We start from the raw sequence: 24,555 nt of genomic DNA, 5'->3' as shown, positions 1-24,555 counted from the left end.
TGTACCACCCTGTATTTCAATGGGTTTTCCCCATCATATGCACCGGATTGCGCAAACACCTGTTAGTGTGAATGTTTCCACTTAACTTTGCACCCTTTTAGAAGGGTTACCGTAAGGTTTGTGGTCGATTCCGAGGTAGTCTTTTTTCCTTCACCTCCCCGCCCTCCTTGCGGTTGCTCCAACAATTGAAATTAGAAATCAATACTATATATGAGTCTGTTTGAAAAGCAAAACTCCGAGTTCATCCGTCGCCATATTGGCCCCCATGAGAGCGAAACCAGGCAAATGCTGAAAACGATCGGGGAATCCAGTCTGGAAGCCCTGGTCAACAAAACAGTCCCCCCGGCCATCCGCATGAGCCAGGCCCTCAATATTCCGGCGGGCATAAGTGAACACGAGTATCTGCAGCAGCTGAAAGAGATCTCCCTCAAGAATAAAACATTCAAGAGCTATATCGGCCAGGGATACTATGACAACATCGTACCCAGCGTTATTCTCCGCAACGTTTTCGAGAACCCAGGTTGGTACACCCAGTACACGCCTTACCAGGCTGAGATTTCACAAGGCCGTCTCGAAAGCCTGCTGAATTTCCAGACCATGGTGGCCGACCTTACCGGTCTTCCGCTCACCAACGCTTCGCTGCTCGATGAAGCTACTGCGGCAGCTGAAGCCATGACCATGTTCTTCAACACACTCAACAGAGACCACGATCATATTACCCGCCCCAAATTCTTTGTCGACAACGAGACCTTCCCCCAAACCAAAGATGTTTTGGTAACAAGGGCTATTCCTGTTGGCATTGAAGTGGTGTTTGGCGATTACAAAACTGCCAGCTTCGACAATAGCTACTTCGGTGCATTGGTTCAATACCCCAACGACAAAGGCGCAATTGAAGATTACCGTGCCTTCATCAAGAAGGTACACGAAGCAGAAGCTTATGTGGTAATGACCACCGACCTGCTGGCACTGACGCTCCTGACGCCTCCGGGCGAACTGGGCGCCGATGTTGCCTGTGGCTCGGCCCAACGTTTTGGGGTTCCCCTGGGCTTTGGTGGCCCGCACGCTGCCTTCTTCGCTGCCAAGGACGAATTCAAGCGCAGCATCCCCGGCCGTATCATCGGTGTAAGTATCGATGCACAGGGCGACCGCGCGCTGCGTATGGCGCTCCAAACCCGTGAGCAACACATCAAGCGCGAAAAAGCAACTTCGAATATCTGTACCGCCCAGGCCCTGCTCGCCAATATGGCTGCCATGTATGCGGTGTACCATGGTCCCGATGGACTGAAAGATATCGCCAAGCGCGTAACTGTACTGGCCAACGCCATGGCAGAAGAGCTGGAGTCTGAAGGATATGAAGTAGTGTATGAAAACTTCTTCGACACGGTTGTGATCAAGGTAGAGGACGCTGCCGCTATCAAAGCCAAGGCTGAGCATGAAGGCATCAACTTCCGTTACTTCGACAACAACCTGATCGGCATTTCGCTGGATGAAAGCACCAACCACAGCGACGTGCTCGACATCCTCTTGCTGCTCGACCAACCCAATGAGCACAATGTTGCAGGTTTTACAGTTAGCGAAGACGCCGGCCTGTATCACCTGCCTACCGGCTTAACGCGCACTTCTCCTTTCCTGACGCACCCGGTGTTCAACACCCACCACAGTGAGTCGGAAATGATGCGCTACATCAAGCAACTCGAGAACAAAGACCTTTCGCTCAATACATCGATGATCTCACTCGGTTCCTGCACCATGAAACTGAATGCTGCTTCCGAAATGATCCCCTTAAGCTGGGCTCACTGGAGCAAAATCCACCCATTTGCTCCCAAAGATCAAACAGAAGGTTATACGCAGATCATCACTGAACTGAGCGAATACCTGTGCCAGATCACGGCTTTCGATGCATGCAGCCTGCAACCCAACAGCGGCGCCCAGGGCGAATACGCTGGTTTGCTCGTGATCCGCGATTACCATGAAAGCCGCGGCGAAGCACATCGTAATGTTATGCTGATCCCCATCAGCGCGCATGGTACCAACCCTGCCAGTGCTGTGATGGCCGGCATGAAGGTGGTAGTAGTAAAAGCCCTTGAGAACGGTTATATCGATGTAGAGGACCTGAAGGCCAAGGCTGCTCAATACAGCAAAGAGCTTTCCGGTATCATGATCACCTACCCCAGCACGTATGGTGTGTATGAAGAGACTGTAAAAGAGATTACCGATATCATCCACCAGCATGGCGGTCAGGTTTATATGGATGGCGCCAACATGAATGCCCAGGTAGGTCTTACGGCTCCTGGCCTCATCGGTGCCGACGTTTGTCACCTCAACCTGCACAAGACCTTCGCTATCCCGCATGGAGGTGGTGGTCCCGGCATGGGCCCCATTTGCGTGAAGGAACACCTGGCTCCCTACCTGCCCGGTCACGTTTCGCTGAATGGCAAAGGCGCGGTGTCTGCTGCTCCTTATGGCTCGGCTTCTATCCTGCTCATCAGCTATGGTTACATCCGCATGCTGGGCCAGGAAGGTGCCAGGATGGCGACTGAATATGCGATCCTCAATGCCAACTATATGCGTGCAAGATTGCAGGAAGAGTATGAGATCCTGTACACGAACCACAATGGCCAGTGTGCGCATGAGTTCATCGTTGACCTGCGTCCGTTCAAGAAATCTGCAGAGATCGAGGCGGAAGATGTGGCCAAGCGTTTGATGGACTATGGCTTCCATGCTCCTACCATGAGTTTCCCGGTTCCGGGCACCATCATGATCGAGCCTACAGAAAGTGAAGACAAGGCCGAGCTGGACCGTTTCTGCGACGCGATGCTGAGCATTCGTGAAGAGATACGTGCTATTGAAGAAGGCAAGGCCGATAAGAAAGATAACCCGCTGAAGAATGCGCCTCATACGCAGTTTGTGATTACGGCTGATGAGTGGAAGCATGCATATACCCGTCAGCAGGCAGCTTTCCCGCTTTCTTATATCCGTGCCAACAAGTTCTGGCCATCTGTTGCCCGCGTGAACAATACGCATGGGGACAGGAACCTGATCTGCACTTGTGAGCCTGTTAGCTCTTATGCTGAAATTGAAGCACAATAATTAACATAGAAGATTCCACGCAAGGGCCGGCTTTATGCCGGCCTTTTGTTTTGGGGGAGCCTATATGTGACAGTGTGATTTCGAGAGGTAGAAAGTTGATTTTTTAGGGGGATTTGAGCACGGATACGCCAGCGGATCCGGCAGCGGTCTTGCTCTGTAGAAGCTAGCTCAATAGGATAAGGACGCCAGCAGCCCTACCGCTTTTAGTGAAAGAGGGGCTTTTTCAAAAGTTGCGCTATTTATTCGAGACCGGTACGGGAGCGGTACGGAGCGGGTACGGGAGCGCCACGGAGCGGGTGCCTGCGGATCACTTCAACGATTACTCTAAACTGTTTAAACGGCCTCTTTTTGATGATCTCCTGCCTATCTGATTGCCTTTCGCCGCAAACGTAATCAGGGGAACCTGGCGATTCCAAATTTTGTTGATGTTTTCTTTGCGGGTGTCATGTTATGTCATGACATAACGTGACATGAGGGGTTCAATTGGTGGGCAATTTAGAAGTATTTCTCGGCCGTGATGCCGAAGTTGACGAGCAGGTTCTCCCGGTTGGTGAAGCTCACTTTGTTGTAAGTAAGGGCAGTTGTTAAACTAAGCCATTTGCGCAGCTTTACCGAGAGCGAAGAGGTAGAGCGGATATTGTAGTCGGAGAAGTTTTCGAGGGATGGTTGCCAAAAGTGCACGCCGTCGAGGAGCACCACATCGGTCACATGCCATTTGTATTTTATGCGCAGCGAATTGCGCACCGTCTGGTGATCGAAGTCGCCCTCCGTCGCCAGGGTGAACTTGCTGGTTTCGTAGAGTAGTCCATCACTTACTACCAGTTCGGCCTTTTCCTTGTTGATGAAGTTATAGCCAATACCTCCACCGGCCTGCAACTGGTGATCGATCTTTAACGAATAGCTGGTGGTAAAGGTGACGAGTCCCCAATAATACAACCGCTGCCTGTTCTTGAGATAATCGACATTGAGTGCCGAGATAAAGTCATTGTTGGTAAGGCGGCTGCCCTGTCGGCCATAGATCCAACTGTTGCCGCTGTTGATGGTGATCTTCTCTTTATTGACCTGGAATCCCAATACATTGTTCAATACGAAGGACCGGGCATCATTGGTACGATTGATGATGCCGGTAGTGCTGTATTTAATGTGATAATGGGTTGAGTCGTTGAACTGTGCCGCCACGCAGCCATATAAAATAATACCCCCAAGGGTTAACAACCATCCTTTCATATCAAACTGATGCAATGAGCGGCAAAGGTAATGGATAATGTGCCCCCTCAATTCACCAGCCGGAAATGGCAATTCAATCCATTCGTCATTGACGCCGGGCACTAGCGGGGGGTAGCTTCGCACCATCATTAATCAAGCCAAAAAGTATAGTCATGCGCAAATTGTTTTATGTTGTGTGTGCGGCTGCCCTTGCAGTCGCTTCGATGAGTTGTGACAAGGACAACGACGGTAAAAATTGCAACCTGCCCAGCAGCAACGCCCCTTCAGGTATGGCGGGCGGATGGGCCCACGGCGGCGTTTCGGGCACCATTGTAGTAGATGCCTACAACGGCAAATATGTTGGTACGGGTTTCAAAACCGGCCAATACCTGAAGTTCGATGCCAATGGAAAGAACGCAGAACTCGTTGTGCTGGTGGATGGTGGTTATTACAGCGGTATGCAGTCCGTAACCAAAATGAATGGTACGGTGGTGTTTGATGAAGCGGCGCATACCCTGGAATTTAAAGTATGCGAGGCCCATTACCGGGGCTGGAGAAGTGGCAACAAGACCATCGATCGCCCTGCCACAGACGATGAGGTAAGGCAGCTTACCAACAACAACAGATTCTATTTCGATTACGACCCTTCCGAAAATTATCCGTTAAGGCTCTGGTTTCAATCCCTGCCGGTAGATGACGATCACACCATCAGCTTTTCAAAAAGTTGATCTGCTGAACGTCTCCATGAAAATGAGGGTACTCGTTGAGTACCCTTTTATTGTTTACAGAAGTTGTATTATTAAAAAAGGCCACCTCAAACTGGTTTGAGATGGCCTTTTCCGTTGTAGCAGTTGGTGTTGATGTTTATAGTGTACGGACCACACAGTGATTGACTGTCGCCACGTGCGGCTGTACAGTTCCGATAGAAAATATTATTATAGTAGGGAAATAGTGCTCTGCTTGAAGTAAACACAAAACGGGTACTCGCGGGCGATAGCATTGAGGCGGTTGACCGTTTCCTCATCGGGTGGCACGGGCGCCGTTTGCTTTGCAGTTGACTTTGCGTTTGTTTTGCCTTTCGTTGCCTTTCCTGTGCTGCCGCCGTCGGCAGGCAGGTAATTGTACTGTAGCTTTTTCATGCGATCAGATTTTATGAGTGACCAGAATACTGAATAGTGGCTGATTTGGTACGGTACATGGTACCGACACATGTTTCAATCGACAGGTACAGATGCAATTCGTTGGCAAAAAATCGGGAGAACTTTAAATATGGCAGGCACTCAATGTTGACGGAGAAAGTAATAATCGCTGCAAATCTTTCGATCCTTTCAAAGATAAGTAAAAAAGAAATCGACCCATCAACCCCTGTTAAAAAAGTATCGATTTTAATCCCATTCTTATTTCACCGCAGGGCAGGTTTTACAGGGAACCTGGGCTTCGTTTCTTGATCCCTGCCCCTCCGTTCTCACCACCCGGATGACGGAACGCGGCAGACGGGTGAGCGTGGGTGACCGGGCTGCTCTCCACGCGGGCGGGGCGCCTGACAGCCGCTCTGTCAGCTTGCCGACGCTGGCACAAGATTTTAGCCGGTATCTTAAAAAAAGAGGTGTTTATGAAAAAGTCAAAGTCCGCTTCACCTGGCAGGGGCCAAACCACCGCTCCCAAAGTCCCCGTCAACAAGCGCTCTGGCAGTGCCGACCTCCCCGACACGCCCGAGGATGAAGCAAAAATGAAGGAGGAAGAGACCACCCTCGACCTGCCCGATGTGAAAGACATTCCCGGACAGGAACACATTCATGTACCGCGCATGAGCGAATATGCCGATACCACTATTTCTTCGGAAGATGAAGAAGGAGACAGCATTCTCGACGACCGGGAAGACGAAGACTTCCGGGCCGACAGGGGCACCACGAACGTTACCAAAGAGGAAGCCGACCGCCTGAGGGATGCTGCCGGTTATACTACAGATGAGGAAGGCCGCAGAATACGTGCTACTGCGCTCGACAGCACGGATGATGACGGCGACCCGCTCAATGAAAAAGGATTCAGCAATGCCTACAGCGGGCGTGATCTCGACGTGCCGGGCAGTGAAGATGACGACGCCGATGAAGCCATTGGCGAAGAGGATGAAGAGAACAATGCTTATAGTCTGGACGAAGAAAACGAAGACGACGAAAAATAACCCTCCATGGTACTATTCAGTTGGGACACAGCCTTGCTGAGGATTGGTTTGGCCATTTTGCTGGGCGGCATCATCGGAGCCGAACGGGAATATCATGATAAATCGGCCGGACTCCGCACCATTACCCTCATCTGCGTGGGTTCGTGCCTGTTTTGCATCGTGTCGCAACTACTCACGAACGGCACGGCAGACCGTATTGCCTCGACCGTAGTAACCGGTATTGGTTTTCTCGGCGCCGGCGTGATCTTCAGGAGCGAACAGGGCGTCAATGGCCTCACCACGGCCGCTACCGTATGGACTACCGCTGCCATCGGCATGGCAGTGGGCAGCGGTCTTTACCTCATTGCGGCGGGCACTACCGTTAGCGTACTGGTGGTGCTTTCCATTTTTATCAAACTGGAACCCATCATCGATACCATTCACAAAGAACGCAACTACATCATCGTATGCGACAGCGTCCCCGATGTGCTCATCAGGTTCAACAGGATGTATACGGAATGCCGCCTGCGCTGCAGCCGGCAGAAACGCACCAAAAAAGGCAACGAACTCCATCTACTGCTTAAACTTAAAGGCACCAAGGTCAACCAGGACCGGTTTGTAGATATGATGCTGAAAGATGATGCCATCAAGGGCTTCGAATACTGACTCCAGACTTCCATTTCCATCCACCGATTTCGACAACTGACAATAAGGATGGGGCAATTCATGCAAGAGCCCCATTGGGCCCGGATTTCCGGTGATTAATATTGCTATTGCAATTAATATTTAAACCGGTTATCAGTCATGGAAAAGAATAAATATTACGGGTTTCCCGCAAACGGCAATGGAAAAAAGATCCTGTTTGCCAATGTACCTGCAGACGGCCACTTCAATCCCCTTACGGGGCTGGCCATGCACCTGAAGAGTATAGGTTATGATGTGAGGTGGTACACTTCCGAAACCTATAGCGATAAGCTCCGCAAACTGGGCATACCGCATTATCCTTTCAACCGCGCCTTCGATTTTTCGGGCGGCGAGCCGGATGATGTTTTTCCCGAACGGGCAAAGCACAAAAGCCAGGTGAGCAAACTCAATTTCGACCTGATCAATGTGTTCATCCTTCGCTCTACTGAATACTTTGAGGATATCCAGGAGATCTACCAGGAGTTTCCCTTCGACCTGGTGATCGCCGATGTCACTTTTGGTGCGCTTCCTTTCGTGAGAGAGAAGATGCATATACCGGCGATCGCGATCGGCGTGGTGCCACTCACCGAAACCTCGCGCGACCTGGGCCCTGCCGGCCTTGGCCTCACACCGGCCAGCGGTTTCTTTGGCCGCCGCAAGCAGGATGTGATGCGTTTCATTGCCGACAATTTCATTTTCCGTAAATCGAACCAGGTCTTCCGCAAGATCTTCCGCGAATACGATATCGATCCCGGCGGCTCGAATGTGTTTGATGCCCTGACGCGCAAAGCCTCCCTATTGCTGCAGAGCGGCACACCCGGTTTCGAATACAAACGCAGCGACCTTGGCAGCAATGTTCGCTTCCTGGGCCCCCTGCTGCCCTATCAATCGACGCAACAGCGCGAGCGCTGGTATCATCCCAAGCTCGAGCAATACGACAAAGTGATCCTGGTAACCCAGGGCACCGTAGAGAAGGATCCGGAGAAGATCATCGTGCCCACCATCGAGGCCTTCAGGAATTCCAACCACCTCGTTATCGTTACTACCGGTGGATCGAAGACCGGTGAACTGAGAAAAAGATATCAGTCGGACAACCTCATCATTGAAGATTTCATTCCCTTCGATGATGTGATGCCTTACTCGGACGTATACGTAACCAACGGTGGTTATGGCGGCGTTATGCTGGGCGTTCAGCACCTGCTGCCCCTGGTGGTGGGTGGTGTACATGAAGGTAAACTCGAGATCAACGCCCGGGTGGGTTACTTTAAACTGGGTATCGATCTGAAAACAGAAAAGCCAACGCCCGCCCAGGTAAAACAAAGTGTGGAGGAGGTATTGAAGAATGATACGTACCGCCAACATGTAAAAACCATGGCAGCCGAGTTCAACCGTTACGATCCGCACCTGTTGTGCGCCGGTTATGTGGCCGAATTACTGCAGGGAAAGACCCCGGTAAGGACCAGCCATTCTATCAACAACGATAAAGTACTGGTAAGAAATTAGCATTGGGACAGGCTAACATAGAAAAAGGATGCACCCCGTAAGGTGCATCCTTTTTTGTATTGGTAAAGTTCGTTTAGTTATTAGCCGCTCTCAATGAACCAACAGTAAGTTTGTTGGCATCTGCGCCGCCGGTATTACCGGCCAGGTATAAAGTATAAGCATTGCCACTTTGGAACGAAACATCCGAAGGGGATTGATAGATCACAGTATCCTTATTGCTTAGCTTTATCTTGATAGAATGGCTGCCGGACGTGGTGGTTTGGAATATATTCTGATAGTCGCTGAATTCATTATCGGCCAGGGTGCGGTTGCTGGCTACTTTGTTGTTGTCGATGTACAGATCAACTGGCCCCAGGTCGTTGACACTTGGGCTCAGGTGCCAGAAACGAAAGAAAGTCTTGTCAAGAGACAAACTCGAGAAATCATCCTCGATCCTCATGGCTTTCATCGCATTGCTGGTGCTGGTGGGGTTGTACAATATCACTGAATAAAAACCGAGGGAATCGTACAGCGCAAACGGAACGTTGGCCATCAGGCTGTCGCCGTTTGCTTTTTTGAAGTCGATCTTGAAACCGTCTACTTCGATCTGCGAATAGAACTGTGGTACACCACCGGGAGGAAAAGCGTTGGTAGAAACCTTTTTATCATCGAAATAGACATCTGTGCTCAATGCGGTGGGCACTGTAGCCAAATGCAATATCGACACATATGCCTTTGCGGCCTGTGGCTGGGGATCTGTGGCTTTTAAACAACCAGTCAAAGAAATACCGATCATTGCTACCAAACTCCATAAAGTAATTTTCACCTTGCTCGTTTGCACCGTTTTATGTTTTTGTGTCTGAAATAATAGGGTTCGCGAATCTAAAACATTATTTAGCTGCGTGATGAATTTGACTACAAGTATTGCAAAAGATTGCGTTCCTGTGCCGGAATTCCTCCGCAGCCATTTAGACATCCAACTTTTCCCTTTCGTTGCATCACAAAAAAGCCTGGCGGCGCCCACTTTCGGGGCCGGTCGGCAATAACAACATAAGTACTTGTTTATCAACACAATTTATTGTACCCGGGGTTGCGCATTAAGGGTTTACTCCTGTATTTTAATGAGTTTGTGAACTACCGTCGTGGCGGGGTAGATCAATTTGGCGATAAAGCTGCCTGCGGGCAGCGAGGCCGGCAGTCCGATCTTCATGCCATTTGCCGTGGCGCCGTCGGTGCGGGCGTAGTATACTGGCTGGCCGGTGCTGCTGACAATCATTACCGCTTCGGGCTTTTGGCCTGCCGCCCAGCTCACCTGAACCTGGGTGGTGAAAGGGTTTGGAAAGAATTTAATGCCAGCCTCTTCCGTTGGCCTGTTTATGCGCGGGCGCTCTGGCTCCAGATCGAGCAGAGCGATGCTGGCGCAATCGGTACACGCATTGAATCTGGTTGCTTCTCCCCAGGCATTGGGCTTGTTGGCTCCCCCGGTTTGAGAAGTATGCCCCGAACTTATACAGGCGAGCAGGGACGGATGGTTGGTGAGCGTATCCAGGAACTGCGAAAAGGAGGATACCGACACACAGGCTGTACCCGATGGCGCCACATAACTATCCTTGACCTTATTGATAAGCACCGATTGCTTCAGCTGACTGGTATAGCCGAGGCAAACGCTTCCCGGCGCCGCCAGGTTATCGGTGATGACGCCATGGAACTGGGCAGCCCCATTGTTGATCAAAAATGAATTGGGATCGTTGATCACCAGGTAATCGAATGACCTGCTGGATGCTGCCGGCGACGTATTCATCAGGATATTGGGCCTTGCCGCAGAAGCATAGGGCCCCTGCAGGGTGAGGTTGGAAGTGATCTCGAACCGGCCGTGATTGTACACGGCACATCCGCCCTGCCAGATCATACCACTTCCACCACCACCTGCTGTGAGTTTGGCGCCAGGGTTGATCACAATAGTTCCTGAATCGAGGATTAACTTGGTAATGGTAAGATCGCTGCAAACGACCAGGGTGCCGCCCCGGAGGGTTAACTGACTGAACGTGGCGGCAGGGCCATAATACCATTTCTTAATGCCCACGGTCATGATCTCGTTATTGACCGGAGAAGGCTCTGTTCCCGTACAGGGTTCAGGAGGAGGGGCCTTTTTGCATTGACTGTACGCTGGTTGAAGGAATAGCAACAGGATTGCCAGACCGGATAGGATCGCAATGGAACGCATGGTTAGAGGGTTTGAGGGTTTTTAACAGGGTATTTGGGTTACCTCCCAAAATACTTTTTGCCTGTTGGCCCCTAAAGCCATTTCGTGCTAACTGCATATTACGCTGTGCGAATCGAATAATCCGGGTAGCGAATCGAGCTACTGCCCCAGCCACTTTTTGAACTCATTCACTTTTTCCCTGCTAACCAGAATATCCTTCTCCATAGCGGGCTCGAGAAAGAGCTTTAAACGATTGCCAAAATAAGGATGGATCTGATCTACACTTTTAAAGGAAACCAGCAGTGAACGGTTGATGCGGAAGAACTGCTGCGGATCGAGCATGGACTCCAATTCCTCCAGCGTGTACTCGACCAGGTATTTCTGCCCGTCGATCGTTTTGAAGAAAATGAAGCGGCCTTCTGAAAAGAAGTAAGCGATGGTCGCCGTCTCCACCGAAGCAAATTTCTGTCCCTGCTTTACCAGGAAACGGGTTCGCCAGGTTGTTTGAATGACCTTCGTGGCCGGTGCCATAACCTGTACGGGAGCCGTTACTACATCCTGGTCCATTTCGTCCTGGAAACGTTCCATGAATGCGGCGGGCAGCAGGTGTTCGAGATGAGCCAGGCGGAATGCATAGAATGTGAATTGATCCGACTGAACTGTGAAAATAACCGTTGCATTGACCTTGCCGTTTGAGAGGTCAATGATCTGGTGCTCTTTCACAGCATCCTCACTCATTAAAATAATGTCGGGAATTCCATGTTGCTTCAGCCAATGGGCCGATGAGAAAATGGCAGGAATTGTGCCAATGATACGGATGGAGTGATCGATTCTCTTCAAAGCACGTTCCAGAATTCTTACAACGCGCTTATCTCCTTCCACAACTAATACCTTCATGTCGCTACGCTTTATCGGGTTGAGAAATAAGAAAGTTTTCTTAGGCCGACAAATGTATCGATACCCTTCACCGCAAAAAGGGTCAAGGTCACAGACAGTCAATCAAAAAGAATAAACCGAACGTTTTTCAGGATGAACCGTTTTGAAAATGCAACTATACGCTTAGAAGCTGCTCCTGATCGATCTTTGAAGCATAGCAGGCTTCCATGAGCCAGGTACAATGATACGGCGAATGGTATGCAGGGGATCGTTGGGATCGCGTTTATCAGAGAGCTGGAAAGCTGCAATGATGCCCCGTTGCTTCAACTCGGGAATGGCCTGCGGATTCCACAAGCCGAAGGGATATGCAAAATAAGTAACCGGTTTACCGGTAATCTTCTCAATTTGTTTGGAAGGCTTTTCGATCTGCGTAACCCAATCCTGGCCCTGGTACTTTTTTACATTGTGATGATCCCAGGTATGAGAACCGATGGAGTGTCCTTCATCCGACAATTCTTTGATCTGCTCTTTGCTCATATAGCGCGGGCGGCCGATGGATACTGTCATGACGAAGAATACGCCTTTGAATCCATACTTCTTCATTTCGGGCAGTGCCGTGGTATACTGATCGAGATCGGTATCATCGAAGGTGAGCATGATGGGCTTGGATGGCAAAGGAGCACCGGTGGTTAGGTAGGCATACAACTGATCGGGCAAGATGGTATGGTAACCACTATCGGCCAGCATCTTTATCTGGTCTTTGAAGGCCTGAACAGGAACGATATAAGCCTGGGCTGTTTTAGAATCGGTGGGCTTCCAGTCACGTACCTGGTGGTAGCAAAGAATGGGCACTTCTTTCCGGGCGATGACCGTAGCTGCATCCGCCGGGATCGGTTTGGTGATCGGCGTAGTGGCGGGTGTATTGTTGTCGCTGGCAGGGGCCGGTGTGGCAGCAGCTGCTTCTTTGGCTGCTGGCGTAGCGGCGACCGCCACCTTCGCTTCGGACAGGTTTTCGCAACCAGTGATGAGCGATACTGCGGCAACTACATACAGGGTGCGGACAACAACTTGAAAGGCAGTGGTTTTCATAGCTTAGTGAATGGGGTATATTCCTTCAATAAAACGGCAAACTTAGGGTTTTGTTGTCTATCAGCGTAACACATTTACCACTATTTTCGCACCGTCGAATATGGAATTAAAGGATTACTATAAAATTCTGGAAGTCGCCCCCATCGCCACCCACAAGGAGATCAAACAATCTTTCCGGCGGCTGGCGCTCAAATACCATCCCGATAAGAACAACGGCGACCATCTCTCGGCCGCGCTGTTTCGTGAAGTGCAGGAAGCATGGGAGGTACTCTCCGATCCCACTCTACGGGAAGAGTACAATTACAAACGCTGGTACAACCGCAGTATCGGAGAGGCGTTTGTTGAAAAAGCCCTTAGCCCCGATGCCATCCTGGCCGAGTGCAAAAGGCTCCGGCACTACGTCCATTCGATGAACATTTTCCAGCTCGACTATGATGCCCTGAGCTTTCATGTGCGGCAACTGCTCAGCGAAACCAATCTCGGTATCCTTCAGCAGGCGCAACAACAACCTGTCAACCGCGCCATCATTTCCTCGCTGCTGAAAGCGGCCGATCCGCTGCCGCTGCGTTACCTGCAACCCATCGCCCTCCTGCTTTCGCAACTTGCTGGCACCGATGAAACCATGTTGCGCGACGTTCACGAAGCCGTTCAACGCAGAAAGCGGCGCGACCTGTGGGAAAAATACAAATGGGTGATGGTGTTGGCCATCACTGCTACCATTTGCTGGATCATGTACCTGGTTGGCCGCCCGGCCTGATGACCACAATCCTTCCCGGCCTTTGCTCATCCTGTACGCATCCCGTACCAATTCATGCATAGCCTTATTGACTATATTTGTATCACTGAATAGATTTGTACGCATTCACCCACTCCGTATTCAGGCCCCACTGATCAATCTGTAGCTATCCCTTATCAGGCATTATGATCCGCAAGCTTCAATGGCTTGCAGCTGGAATTTTATTGCTCATTAAACACAGTACAAGATGAAAAAGAAATTGATGCTGGCAGGCATGATTGGCTTGCTGGCAGGAACTGCCCTGATGTTCCAGACCGGATGTACTACACAGGTGGAAAAGAAAACCGATTCATTATCTGCTTCGAATGCACCTACCAACGGCGAACTGGTGACCCGTGGTAAATACCTGGTTACCATCGGCGCGTGCCACGATTGCCACACGCCCAAAAAGTTTGGCCCCAATGGTCCGGTGCTTGATGAAGAACGTTTATTATCGGGCCACCCCGAAGGCAGCAAGCTGCCGCCGATCGACGCCAAAGCATTACAGCCAGGCAACTGGATGTTGTTTGCCGGCGACATCACCGCCGCTGTTGGCCCCTGGGGTATCAGCTATTCGGCCAACCTTACGCCCGATTCCACTACCGGCCTCGGCACCTGGAGCGAAGAGAACTTTGTGAAGACCTTGCGCACCGGCAAGCATCTTGGTCAGGAAGGCGGGCGTCCCATTATGCCACCCATGCCCTGGGAAATGGTAGGAAAAATGACCGATGAAGATCTTAAAGCAGTGTATACTTATCTGCAATCATTACCTCCGGTGAAGAACCGCGTACCTGCGCCTGTATCGCCTGTGGAAGCAGCGAAGATGGCAAAATTATAGGCACTCCGGCAGTTAGCCCATCGTTCATAAAAAAACGGGCCATGCGCCCAAACCGGCGGTGGTCCGTTTCATTTTCAGTATTTCTGATTTATTGATTGTTGTGTACGTCTGTCGATGAAAGGCTGCCATGATCCTTGATGAAGCCAGTGGCCGTTTTGAGGCCGTATGTATTCAGTAAGGCAGCAGCGGCAAATGTATTTCCAGTAGAATGATGATGGTGCAGGGACCGGTCTGTGCAGAATTCAACAGCCCCGACCCTGAGCGGACAAACGGCGTCGGCCAGTGACTGCCGTTGATAGCCGGTGGTAGCAGCAGCTTCCATAACAGTGATCAGCATACCGGTAAGTGCCAGCATGCCGGCGGGTAAAAGGATTGTTTTATTCATGGCTGTATTCTTTGAAAAGAGATGCTTGAAAAGCAACCCCGCCAGTCAGCAAAAAATTACCACCCTCTGTCATTTTTTCGTCCGGCCGGGTTGCGAAAACAAATGTAGGATGGACATTGACGGGATAAAAGCCATAAACTACCAGTGGAGAACCGGGTCGACGAAATGAGCAATAACATTTCATCGTTCGATTAAGTCATTCGTCGGGATATCAATACATCAGTCGGCGGAGGTCGTCGGTATAGCTGCGGCTTACTTTGAGCGATACATTGTTGGAGGTGATGACGAGGATGCCGTTGTCTTCGCGGTATACTTCTTTAATATGGTTGATGTTGACGATGTACGACCGGTGAATGCGGATAAAATGCCGGGGATCGAGCCGTTGCACGATAACGCCAATGCCGTAGTTGCTGAGGTAATTCTTTTTTTCGGTATGCAGCCGCGTATAGTCGCGCTCGGCCTCGAGGTAGATGATCTCTGCAGTTTGAATATTGGTCATTTTATTGCCGCTCTCCACCAGTATCCTTTCGGAGTAGGTAGTGGCGCTACCGCCGGCCTGATCAGCCAGGTTCTTTACGGCATCGATGGAAGGATTGCCGGACCGCAACAATACTTTTGAAACTGCCTGTTTGAACCGTTCGAGGGTATAGGGCTTGAGCAGGTAATCGATGGCATTGGAATCAAACGCCTTGAGCGCATATTGGTCGTAGGCAGTAGTAAAGATGATCTGTGGCACGTGTACTATTTGCTGGATCACCTGAAAGCCGCTGAGCCCGGGCATCTGCACATCCAGGAAAACCAGGTCGGGCTCGAGCCGGTTGATGGCCGTTACGGCCTCTTGCCCATGGCTGCATTCGCCAACGATCTGCAACTCTTCAAAAGCCCCCAGGTACTGGCGTATCACCAGGCGGGCTGCATCTTCATCGTCTATGATAAGTACTTTCTTGGCCATTGCGCGGTTTATAAAGGAATGTAAAAATACGATGTTAGTCCGGAAGGTACATTAGGTTCCACAAACAGCTCTTCGTTGTACAAACGCAGCAGGCGCAGTCGGGTATTCTTTAATCCGATGCCCTCTGTGCGCTCCAGTTGCTGCAGATCGCCCTTGAAACCGGCCCCGGTATCGCTGATAATGATCTTGGCATGGCGACCTTCCCGGATGCAGGATATTTTGATGGTGCCGCCGGTAATGCTGCCGCCGATCCCATGTTTTACGGCATTCTCCACGAGGGGTTGCAGCAACATGGGCGGGATCTGCAACTGCAGCACCGACTCATCGGTATGATATTCAACTTTAAGCCTCGATTTGAAGCGGTGCATCTCCAGTTCGATCCAGGTGCGGATGAAATCCAGCTCCTCCCCCAGTGTTACCTGGTGTTTTTGTGTGCTTTTCAATGCATAGCGGAAGGTATCGGCCAGCCGGGCGATCAATACGCGGGTAGCTTCCATTTCGGGCGGCACGGTAGCGCTGATGGAGTTGAGGGTATTGAAGAGGAAATGAGGTTGTATCTGTGCTTTGAGTGCGTTCACTTCACTTTGGTAGGCCAGCGACATCAACTCTTTTTCTTTCTCTACCTGGCGCTGGCTTTTGAGCCAGAAATTATAGGCATGGAAGATGGAGAACTGGATCACGTAAAACAGCATGGGCAGGTAGTAGGCATGCCAGTAGAAAAACGCGCCCGACTCCTTACAGGTTAGTTTACTCACTACTCCTTCGCTTACACCACGCAGGTACAAAAAAGCACTTACCAGCACCACATGCGTAACCAGGATGACGGGTATAGGTTTATCGCTAAGGCGGCGGAAAAACAGCCACCACAAAGGAATCGTGAGCAAACCCTGGATGAAGATCTCGATAAATACATCGAGCAATAACCATACATAGATGCCATGGATCTTTTGCCCGCCGCTAATAGCGTGCAGGGCGAGGTAAAAAAGTAACCCGTACACGATATTGAACAACAGCCAAAGCAATAACTCCTTGACAGTAATGGTCCACAATACCCTTTTGGTTAGAAGGTGATTCCAGGCAATCCGGCTCATGTGTTAAAATTAGTATAACATGCCAGTGGAGGCCGGGCCTATCCGACGAAACAGCCGATAGCCCGATGAGTGACCGCATTGGCCTGCACAATGCCCCCGGGTACGACGAACAGCCCTATTATCCGACAGGATACCACATAGCTCTGCCAATCAAGTTTACCTGTCTTCGTCTGCGTATAAGTACACTGGTAGCTTTCTCCTGCGCCAGGCTTCGCGACACCATTACATTTGATGCGTGAACTAATCGATCATTATCCCCTCTAAATGTTTGTTATGAAGCATCTGATTATTGCCATTGCCGTGCTGACAGCCAGTAGCGCGGAGGCACAATTGTTGAATAAGCTGAAGAACCTCGCCAAAGACAAGGCGGAGAATAAAGTGGTGAAAGAATCGGGCAAAGCCATGGACAGCGTGCTGGATGGCAAGCATGGCAAAAAGACGACTACCTCACCGGCAGCAGGTACCCCGGAAAAAACGGGTGCAGTAGCTGCGGCGCCAGCAGCTGCCGGCAGTCTCAAGGTATACAGCGCCTACGACTTTGTGCCCGGTGATAAAGTGATCGCCTTCGAAGATTTTTCGCAGGATGCCCGCGGCGACTTCCCCGCCAAATGGAATACGAATGCGGGCGGCGAGATCGTTACCCTCGAAGGCCATAGCGGCCAATGGCTGGCGATCAATAAAAGCGGTGTGTACATGCCCGAATTCATCTCTGCTTTGCCCGATAACTTTACGCTCGAGTTTGAGGTAGGCTGTAATCCGGGATTCCGCAACCAGTCGTCGCCATTGTCATTCGCTATCGCTTCTTTGCAAAAGCCGGATCATTATACCCGTTATATGCAGGGTTTGGGCGGACGCACGGGTTTCAATACCTGGATACTGCCTATGTCGACCGACGGACAAACTGGCCGTATGGGTTATGAAGCATCGCTGAACGGAGACTACTCTTTACAGCAGCAACAGGCCACCACCCAGTTCCATGCCAAAACGAAGAATTTCATGAAGGTGGCCATATGGCGGCAGAAGACGAGGATTCGCATTTACTTCAATGAAGAGAAAGTGGTGGATGTGGCTCGGGCGCTCAATGCACCCGCTTACAATGCACTCGTGTTTGGCCTCACCACCGCCCGTACCGAGCCCGACCAGTATTTCATCACCAACCTGCGCCTCGCCACCGGTGCGCCCGACCTGCGCAACAAATTACTCACGGAAGGAAAGTTTGTGACCACGGGTATCCTGTTCGACGTGAACAGCGATCGCATCAAACCTGAATCATATGGCGTGTTGAAAGAAATTGCTGCCACCCTGAAAGAAAATGCGTCGCTGAAAGTAAAGATCACGGGCCATACCGATAGCGATGGAGAAGCGGCGTACAACCTCAACCTTTCTAAACAAAGAGCAGCAGCCGTGAAGGCGGCTTTAACGACAGAGTTTGGAATCGATGCCGACCGCATGGAGACCGATGGCAAGGGTGAAAGCGCGCCGGTTGATAAGGCCACCACACCGGCTGCCAAAGCCAATAACCGCCGGGTGGAATTTGAAAAACAATAAAGAACCTTTTTGCACGCAACGACTATACAGAAATGAGAAGGTACAGGGTGGCTACGGCCATCCTGTTTAGTTTTGTTAAGCCGCTTCCAACTCGGCCAGGTGGGATTCCAACTCGGCCAGGTGACGTTTCAGGCTTTCCTGTTTGCTGCTTTTAAACCAACCCATTTTTTTCGCCAGCAGTACCATTCCAAGTATGATCACCAGCGGAATGACCAGGTAGCCCAGCGCTTCGGCTGTTCCCCTCTTTGCGATGGCAGCGGGTAAGCATGTAAAGGGGAATGCTGCGCCTGCCATGAAATAGCACCACCAAATTTTATGGCTCATTTTCAGGTGCCGCTCATTGGCATCGATGGCCTGACGAAGGCCGCCGGCCAGCGATTCGTTGGCAAGGCTGATGTTTTTGATTCGCTGGTAGACCGACAGCAGCAGCAGCGCGCCTACCAAGCAGGCAACTGCCTGCACCGAAAGCGGAATAAAGAAAACTACAGCGGTATAATCGAATGCATTGCCCACTATACAGGCGATAAAGAATGCGGTGTACAGTAGGAACAAGCCCGCCAGCAACAGGTTCTGCCGCCCCATAGCCGCGAGCGTAGTGACCGACCTTTCCCTGATCATGGAACGTATCAATCTTTCACTGACCTTCTTTTGTGTTTGCCATTGCTGATCACAGGTCTGCCAGGCAGCCTGCAGCGCTTCAAATGTTGTTGCCATAAACAGCTAATATTTTTTCAAGTTTACTTTTGATACGGTTCAGTTTTACACCCACATTGTTGTTGCTGATGCCGGTGATGGCCGCCATCTCCTGGTAGGTGCATCCATCGAGATGAAGCAGGATCATGGCTTTTTCTACCGGCGTTAACTGAGCGATTGCCTGGTACAATAATTTGACGGATTCATTGGCTGTAGGCAATGCACCGGGGTCGGGGATATCGATCCCTGCGTCTTCCAGCGAAACCCGGCGGGGCCTGCTGCGCACGCGCCGGTAATTAGAGATGGCCGTGTTGAGCGCCACCCGGTACATCCAGGTAGAGAACCGGGCCTCCTGTTTGAAGCCCGCATACCCTTTCCACAATTGCAATACAATTTCCTGGAACAGATCGCGCCTGTCTTCCTTATCGGCACAATAGATATTGCAGACCTTGTAGATCAACCCTATGTGCTGGTTAAGCAGGTCGGTAAATTCAGCTTCCAATAATGCCATCACTATAGTTTATCGCGGGAGCGGTCCAAAACTTACAGGTAAGAGCAACTTTTTTTCGCCGGGTGGTTGTTTCGGCCCGCGTGATCAAGCGGGTGTTCGGTCGGGCATGTGTGCGGGCCAGCGGCCAATCACGCCTGCTTTGATCGAGGCACCGCGCGGTCGCGGCGGTGTTCGATCGACCGTTGTGCGATCATCCCAGCGTGCGGTTCAGCTGCCCGTTCCCATCCGTCGGTTTCCACTATCTTTAAGGTAAAACTAACCCTTCCATGAGAAAATGGTGCTTGTCTGCGACTATCCTGCTCGCCCTGTCCCTGCCTGCCGCCGCGCAAACCCAAGCCATTACAGCCGGCATATCGAAGCCAACCACTCCCATCATCATCAGCAAAGTAACTGTCATCAATGTGGTGACCGGTAAAGCTGAACCCGACCAAACCGTGGTGATCGACAGCAACCGGATCACTGCCGTGGGATCGATCAAAAAAATCAAGGTACCTGCCAATGGTACCGTGATCGATGGCAGCGGCAAATACCTGATGCCGGGCATGACGGATGCACATATCCATTTTTTCCAGAGTGGAGGTTTGTATACCCGGCCCGATGGGGCGAACCTCCAGCAGTTTTACCCCTACGAAAAAGATCAGCAATGGGTGAGGGATAATCTGTACAACCAAATGGCGCGCTACCTGGCCTGCGGTATCACCCGGGTGATCGATGTGGGTGGCCCTATGAGCAATTACGCCGTGCGCGACTCGGTCAATGCACAGCTCATCGCCCCGGAGGCGCTGGTGACAGGTCCGCTCGTTTCGACCTACCTGCCACCCAACCTCGATAAAAAAGATCCGCCGATCGTGAAGGTAACCACCGCCGAAGAAGCGAGGGCGCTCGTGAAAAAGCAATTGCCGTTGAAACCCGACTTCATCAAGATCTGGTACATCGTGTTACCCGGACAAAAGCCGGAGGCAACCTTGCCGATCGTTCAAGCGGCTATCGAAGAAAGCCATGCCGCCGGTCTTAAAGTGGCGGTGCATGCGACTGAATATGAAACCGCCAAACTGGCCGTAACGGCTGGCGCCGATATACTGGTGCACAGTGTGGATGATAAGGTACTGGATACGGAGATGCTGCAGTTGCTGAAATCGAAACAGGTGGTATACATCCCTACCCTGCTGGTATCGCAGGGATATAGCCGCACTTTTACCCAGCAGTTCAATTTTACGGCTCATGATTTCACCTACGGCGATCCCTTTATGCTGGGTACGCTCTCCGATCTGCAACATATCGAAAAGAGCAAACTGCCTTTCGACTATAAAAGCCTGCGCAGCCGCATGCACATACCCGATAAGGGAGACAGCACCATGCTCACCAACCTCAAACTGGCCCAGGAGGCGGGCGTACTGGTGGTAGCGGGCACGGACGCCGGTAACATCGGCACCCTACATGCTTCGTCTTTTTTTGCAGAACTGCTGGCCATGCAGCAGGCTGGCTTAAGCAATGCGGAAATACTTCGCTCGGCCACCATCAATGCTGCGAAAGGTTTTGGAAAGGACAAAGCATACGGCACCATCGAGAAAGGTAAAATAGCCGATCTGCTGCTGCTCGATAAAGACCCCTTGCAGGACCTCACCGCTCTCGGGAACATACAGACCGTGATTCACCGCGGCGTTCCTATGCAATCGCAGCATTTACTGCCCGTTACGCCGGAGATTCTGGCGCAGCAACAATTGAATGCTTACAATGCACGCAATATCGACGCCTTCCTTCAACCTTACAGCGATAGCGTACGTATTTATTCATTCCCCGACAAGCTGATGGTGCAGGGCAAAGAAGCGATGCGCAAACAATACAGTGGCATGTTCGAGCGCGTAAAGGAGCTCCATTGCAAACTGGTGAACCGTATTGTGCAAGGCGATACCGTCATTGACCAGGAAAGCGTTACCGGATTTGGCGATAAACCGCTCTCGGCTATTGCCATTTACAAGATCAAAAACGGCAAGATCGCTGAGGTTTACTTTATCCAATAACAGGTGGAACGGCGTACCGAGGTATACCTTTCGGACGCAGGGTTGTTTATTTGCCTTCGCGTATTAGCTGCAGAACATACTCCAGTTGAGTATCTACTCCACGAAATATGTTATCAAGATCATCGGGCACTGCGTGGTCGGGCAATACGCCATGACCTTTCACCACAGGAGGTTTTGTATAGTTATCGTAGTAGACGATTGGTATCGTAACCTTAATTTTACTGTTGGGCAAATAAAGCGGAATGAACGAACCTCCGTTGCCGCCTTCATAATTACCTCCTGCTTCTTCACCAATGAAGGTGCCCAGTTGATGGGCGCGGGCTGCCGACAAAAATTCCGCCGTGGTGGAAGCGCTGCCGCCATTCATCAGAAAATAGAGCTTTCCGGCATAAGGTTGTTTTACGGGATACTGAAGCGGTAGCCCTGCCGCATATTGAGCCTTGATGGAAAAAGTACCATCAGGTTCACGCACAAGTTCATTTTTGGCGTTGGCGAGGTCTTCGGGCGACAGGTCGCTGAGCTTATAATAAGAAGAGGAATCGCTAACGGTATGCTGCCGCAGGTAATACTTTGATGGCTCGTGGATCAACCAGGTAAACAATAATACACCGGCACTATCCCAGCCACCTCCATTGTAACGCAGGTCGATGACCAGGTGACCGATCTTTTTCTGCGCCATTTCCTTCATGGCCTTCGGCAAAAAGCTGCCCAGCTTTTTGGCAGCGGACCCGCCAAAACTCCTGATGGTGAGGATGCCCGCGTTTAGATCTTTGCGAATGTCAAGCTTCAGGTCTTCCCGTTTCCTGTCTACATACAGTCGCACTATCTCTTTATTCACTGGATTTTGCCGGAAGTACTTACGCGCTTCGGTAGGTGTCATGGCGGGATAGGTTACTGTTACGGCGCGCCCAGCCCTGTCACGGGCCTGTACGGTGAAACTATCCGGGCGCGCCACCAGCATATAGTACAGGAGGCTAAAGTGCCCCGTATTAAAACGCTGGGTTTTGGAGGTCTTGTTGTAGCCATCGCTCCAGGTGCGATCGTAGATGGTGCTAAGTATTTGGGGCAGCCGCTCACCATTAATGGTTTCAATCTCGTACCCGGGCTTAATGGTGGTGTCGGTTGTCAGGTTGACCGATACGTACAAGTGGTCATCGATGATATGGGTGGAAAAGGGAATCAGTTTGGCATTGGCCATAAAATGGGCTTCCCAATCGGGCCCCGGCAAGGCATGGGTGTGTGCGCAGCGAACACCTGCCACCAAAGAAGACACCTGATTAAAAAAGCTATAATATGGCAGCGGTCCGGTAACCTGGTGGTAGAAACTATCTAGCCGGCGATCCATATCCGGCTTCGGGGTATAGCGGTATAGACCCGGGTGCACTTCTTCCATCACTTTGCGGAGGTATTGGAGGTCTTCCTGCATCTGCTGCTTTGTCAGGATCTTTGCGGTCAAACTATCATAGGGCGCCTTATTGTTTTGCGCAGGTGCCAATGCGGGCACCAATAACCAACAGGCAATCTGTTTCAGGAACCATTTCATGCGGATTGTTTTTTGCAAACTTCTTCAATGGTGCGGCGCTGGCCCAATTGAGCAACGCTCAAATCCGGATTTGAGAGGGATAACGGCTGCATTATAGCCGTTTTTCAGTGTTCAAGTTGCTTTTTGCAAGTATTAAGCGGCCGGCTACGTTTACGTCGGGCATCAATCTACGGGTCCAGCACTTGCGCGTCGTGCCTGGCCTCCTGGATGTATTGCGAAGGGGTAATGCCGGTAACCTGTTTAAATACCCGTTGAAAAGTTGCGGGAGAAGGGAAACCGCATTCTGCTGCGATGCCTGAAATGGTGAGCGAGGCGGCATCCTGCTGCAGCACGCGGTCTTTGAAATGCCCCACCCGGTATTCGTTGATAAAGCTGGAAAAGCTTTTATTCAGTTGCTGATTGATCAGGGCTGATACTGTTTTGGGTTGAACGCCTATCCGGCCGGCCAGTCCATTGACCGTAAGGGAAGGGTCGAGGAACAGCTTCTCTTCTTCCATGACCTTTATGAGCAACGGCACATATTGGTTGGTGATTGTATCGGGCAAACGGCTGGCTGTTGCATCGATCAACCGGGATGTCTCAACCTGCCTGCCGGTGGCTACCTGTGCGGATGTATAAGAGATCAGGTAGCCCTTCAGCCCCAACCAATAGATCAATATGGCCAGCGGTACGAAGATGGGGTACCAGCCGACGGCATCCAACAGGGGTTGGCGGGTAGCGGGTAGACTATACGGTACGAGATAGCAGAACCATATGGCCTGAAACACGAGGAACAACAACAGGAATTGCTGCATCCAGCGAACGGTGCGCTGGTTTTCCTCACCCGCTGATGATGATTGCAGGCCTGTCAGGTATTTGCGGGCCTGCCAGCAATAAGCAGTTACCGAGATCCAGCGGGGAATATCGGCATACACATCGTACTGATCGATGGCATTGCTGATCCAACTTCGTTGGGCAGGAGAAATGCCTCCGGTTAAAAGGCCCAGGTCACCTGTAAGCACCAGGATATAAGGTAACAGGTCGATCAATACCGGATAAAAGTGTACGCGCAGATCGCGGGTCAGCTGAAAGTTCGCTTGCGTACTGGCCCTCACATACAGGTAAATGAGCGGCCCCATTGGCATAATGACGACCAGCGGCAGGGCATTGGCCAATATACTTAATGCTTTATTGCTTTGCGGCCAGTCGGCGTCGAGAAAATAGATATTAAGGCAGGCCAGGGTGATCAACCCGATCAGGGCCGACAGCAGCTGGTTGGCGGGCTGGTGCCTGCGCGACCTGAACAACAAGGCACTCAATACGAAACCCTGCACGATACCCAATAAAATGACCGTATCCCCAAATGCCGCCCAGGCGTTCATAAGCATCTATTTTACGCTCCGAAAATAGCGCCTGTCCTGAAAAGAA

At 51.1% G+C, this 24,555-nt stretch carries 22 protein-coding genes; 9 read left to right on the top strand and 13 right to left on the bottom strand.

Annotated features, from left to right (window positions below; all coding sequences use genetic code 11):
* The first annotated feature begins 210 nt into the window (after window positions 1-210).
* Window positions 211-3,090, top strand: coding sequence for an aminomethyl-transferring glycine dehydrogenase (gene gcvP, locus P2H89_RS15960; RefSeq protein WP_275828538.1), 2,880 nt, complete (start codon window positions 211-213; stop codon window positions 3,088-3,090).
* A 495-nt stretch (window positions 3,091-3,585) separates the two neighbouring features.
* Here gcvP and P2H89_RS15955 read toward each other — a convergent pair whose 3' ends face one another.
* The gene (locus P2H89_RS15955) at window positions 3,586-4,317 is read right to left on the bottom strand and encodes a DUF481 domain-containing protein (protein ID WP_275828536.1); all 732 of its coding nucleotides are present in this window, start codon (window positions 4,315-4,317) and stop codon (window positions 3,586-3,588) included.
* 152 nt (window positions 4,318-4,469) lie between these two features.
* Here P2H89_RS15955 and P2H89_RS15950 point away from each other — a divergent pair, with 152 nt between their 5' ends.
* Window positions 4,470-5,024: a hypothetical protein gene (locus P2H89_RS15950; protein ID WP_275828534.1), complete on the top strand. Its 555-nt coding sequence runs from the start codon at window positions 4,470-4,472 to the stop codon at window positions 5,022-5,024.
* A gap of 207 nt (window positions 5,025-5,231) precedes the next feature.
* Here the strand turns inward: P2H89_RS15950 and P2H89_RS15945 are convergent, their stop codons facing one another.
* Complete coding sequence (locus tag P2H89_RS15945) at window positions 5,232-5,435, bottom strand: hypothetical protein (RefSeq protein WP_275828532.1); 204 nt, start codon at window positions 5,433-5,435, stop codon at window positions 5,232-5,234.
* 473 nt (window positions 5,436-5,908) lie between these two features.
* Between P2H89_RS15945 and P2H89_RS15940 the strand changes: the two genes are divergently transcribed.
* From P2H89_RS15940 to P2H89_RS15930, 3 genes are all read left to right on the top strand, one after another.
* A complete protein-coding gene (locus tag P2H89_RS15940) occupies window positions 5,909-6,478 on the top strand; it encodes a hypothetical protein (RefSeq protein ID WP_275828531.1) in 570 nt (189 codons plus the stop codon).
* A gap of 6 nt (window positions 6,479-6,484) precedes the next feature.
* Complete coding sequence (locus P2H89_RS15935) at window positions 6,485-7,123, top strand: MgtC/SapB family protein (RefSeq protein WP_275828529.1); 639 nt, start codon at window positions 6,485-6,487, stop codon at window positions 7,121-7,123.
* Between the two features lie 138 nt (window positions 7,124-7,261).
* The gene (locus P2H89_RS15930) at window positions 7,262-8,644 is read left to right on the top strand and encodes a nucleotide disphospho-sugar-binding domain-containing protein (protein WP_275828527.1); all 1,383 of its coding nucleotides are present in this window, start codon (window positions 7,262-7,264) and stop codon (window positions 8,642-8,644) included.
* Window positions 8,645-8,717: 73 nt separating this feature from the next.
* On the opposite strand, the gene P2H89_RS15925 is transcribed toward P2H89_RS15930, so the two are convergent.
* The 4 genes from P2H89_RS15925 to P2H89_RS15910 all read right to left on the bottom strand — a co-directional run bounded on the left by P2H89_RS15925 (window position 8,718) and on the right by P2H89_RS15910 (window position 12,791).
* Window positions 8,718-9,449, bottom strand: coding sequence for a DUF4397 domain-containing protein (locus tag P2H89_RS15925; RefSeq protein ID WP_275828525.1), 732 nt, complete (start codon window positions 9,447-9,449; stop codon window positions 8,718-8,720).
* A gap of 279 nt (window positions 9,450-9,728) precedes the next feature.
* A complete protein-coding gene (locus P2H89_RS15920; RefSeq protein ID WP_275828524.1) occupies window positions 9,729-10,847 on the bottom strand; it encodes a T9SS type A sorting domain-containing protein in 1,119 nt (372 codons plus the stop codon).
* A gap of 138 nt (window positions 10,848-10,985) precedes the next feature.
* Window positions 10,986-11,723, bottom strand: a complete 738-nt coding sequence (locus P2H89_RS15915; RefSeq protein WP_275828520.1) for a LytTR family DNA-binding domain-containing protein — start codon at window positions 11,721-11,723, stop codon at window positions 10,986-10,988.
* Window positions 11,724-11,885: 162 nt separating this feature from the next.
* Window positions 11,886-12,791 carry a polysaccharide deacetylase family protein gene (locus P2H89_RS15910; protein WP_275828518.1) on the bottom strand — a complete coding sequence of 302 codons (906 nt, stop codon included), beginning with the start codon at window positions 12,789-12,791 and terminating at the stop codon, window positions 11,886-11,888.
* A gap of 100 nt (window positions 12,792-12,891) precedes the next feature.
* Between P2H89_RS15910 and P2H89_RS15905 the strand changes: the two genes are divergently transcribed.
* Entirely contained in the window at window positions 12,892-13,548 is a 657-nt protein-coding gene (locus tag P2H89_RS15905; protein WP_275828516.1) for a J domain-containing protein, read from the top strand.
* A gap of 226 nt (window positions 13,549-13,774) precedes the next feature.
* Complete coding sequence (locus P2H89_RS15900) at window positions 13,775-14,404, top strand: c-type cytochrome (RefSeq protein WP_275828514.1); 630 nt, start codon at window positions 13,775-13,777, stop codon at window positions 14,402-14,404.
* Between the two features lie 88 nt (window positions 14,405-14,492).
* On the opposite strand, the gene P2H89_RS15895 is transcribed toward P2H89_RS15900, so the two are convergent.
* The 3 genes from P2H89_RS15895 to P2H89_RS15885 all read right to left on the bottom strand — a co-directional run bounded on the left by P2H89_RS15895 (window position 14,493) and on the right by P2H89_RS15885 (window position 16,832).
* A complete protein-coding gene (locus P2H89_RS15895) occupies window positions 14,493-14,789 on the bottom strand; it encodes a hypothetical protein (protein ID WP_275828512.1) in 297 nt (98 codons plus the stop codon).
* Window positions 14,790-15,000: 211 nt separating this feature from the next.
* Window positions 15,001-15,741 carry a LytTR family DNA-binding domain-containing protein gene (locus P2H89_RS15890; RefSeq protein WP_275828510.1) on the bottom strand — a complete coding sequence of 247 codons (741 nt, stop codon included), beginning with the start codon at window positions 15,739-15,741 and terminating at the stop codon, window positions 15,001-15,003.
* An 8-nt stretch (window positions 15,742-15,749) separates the two neighbouring features.
* Window positions 15,750-16,832 carry a histidine kinase gene (locus tag P2H89_RS15885; protein WP_275828508.1) on the bottom strand — a complete coding sequence of 361 codons (1,083 nt, stop codon included), beginning with the start codon at window positions 16,830-16,832 and terminating at the stop codon, window positions 15,750-15,752.
* A gap of 273 nt (window positions 16,833-17,105) precedes the next feature.
* Between P2H89_RS15885 and P2H89_RS15880 the strand changes: the two genes are divergently transcribed.
* Window positions 17,106-18,380 (top strand): OmpA family protein, encoded by a 1,275-nt coding sequence (locus P2H89_RS15880; RefSeq protein WP_275828506.1) that lies wholly within the window; start codon window positions 17,106-17,108, stop codon window positions 18,378-18,380.
* 75 nt (window positions 18,381-18,455) lie between these two features.
* Here the strand turns inward: P2H89_RS15880 and P2H89_RS15875 are convergent, their stop codons facing one another.
* Complete coding sequence (locus P2H89_RS15875) at window positions 18,456-19,094, bottom strand: hypothetical protein (RefSeq protein ID WP_275828504.1); 639 nt, start codon at window positions 19,092-19,094, stop codon at window positions 18,456-18,458.
* A complete protein-coding gene (locus tag P2H89_RS15870; protein ID WP_275828502.1) occupies window positions 19,078-19,584 on the bottom strand; it encodes a sigma-70 family RNA polymerase sigma factor in 507 nt (168 codons plus the stop codon). The genes P2H89_RS15875 and P2H89_RS15870 overlap by 17 nt, the downstream gene beginning before the upstream one ends.
* A gap of 266 nt (window positions 19,585-19,850) precedes the next feature.
* Here P2H89_RS15870 and P2H89_RS15865 point away from each other — a divergent pair, with 266 nt between their 5' ends.
* Window positions 19,851-21,605 (top strand): amidohydrolase family protein, encoded by a 1,755-nt coding sequence (locus P2H89_RS15865; protein ID WP_275828500.1) that lies wholly within the window; start codon window positions 19,851-19,853, stop codon window positions 21,603-21,605.
* A gap of 46 nt (window positions 21,606-21,651) precedes the next feature.
* Here P2H89_RS15865 and P2H89_RS15860 read toward each other — a convergent pair whose 3' ends face one another.
* Window positions 21,652-23,148 carry a S41 family peptidase gene (locus P2H89_RS15860; RefSeq protein WP_275828498.1) on the bottom strand — a complete coding sequence of 499 codons (1,497 nt, stop codon included), beginning with the start codon at window positions 23,146-23,148 and terminating at the stop codon, window positions 21,652-21,654.
* Between the two features lie 167 nt (window positions 23,149-23,315).
* Window positions 23,316-24,509 (bottom strand): helix-turn-helix domain-containing protein, encoded by a 1,194-nt coding sequence (locus tag P2H89_RS15855; protein WP_275828497.1) that lies wholly within the window; start codon window positions 24,507-24,509, stop codon window positions 23,316-23,318.
* Window positions 24,510-24,555 lie beyond the last annotated feature (46 nt).

The organism is Paraflavitalea sp. CAU 1676 (assembly GCF_029223285.1).
Lineage (GTDB): Bacteria > Bacteroidota > Bacteroidia > Chitinophagales > Chitinophagaceae > Paraflavitalea.
Note: the sequence above shows the minus strand (reverse complement) of the source record. Positions and strands in the feature narration are given on the sequence as shown.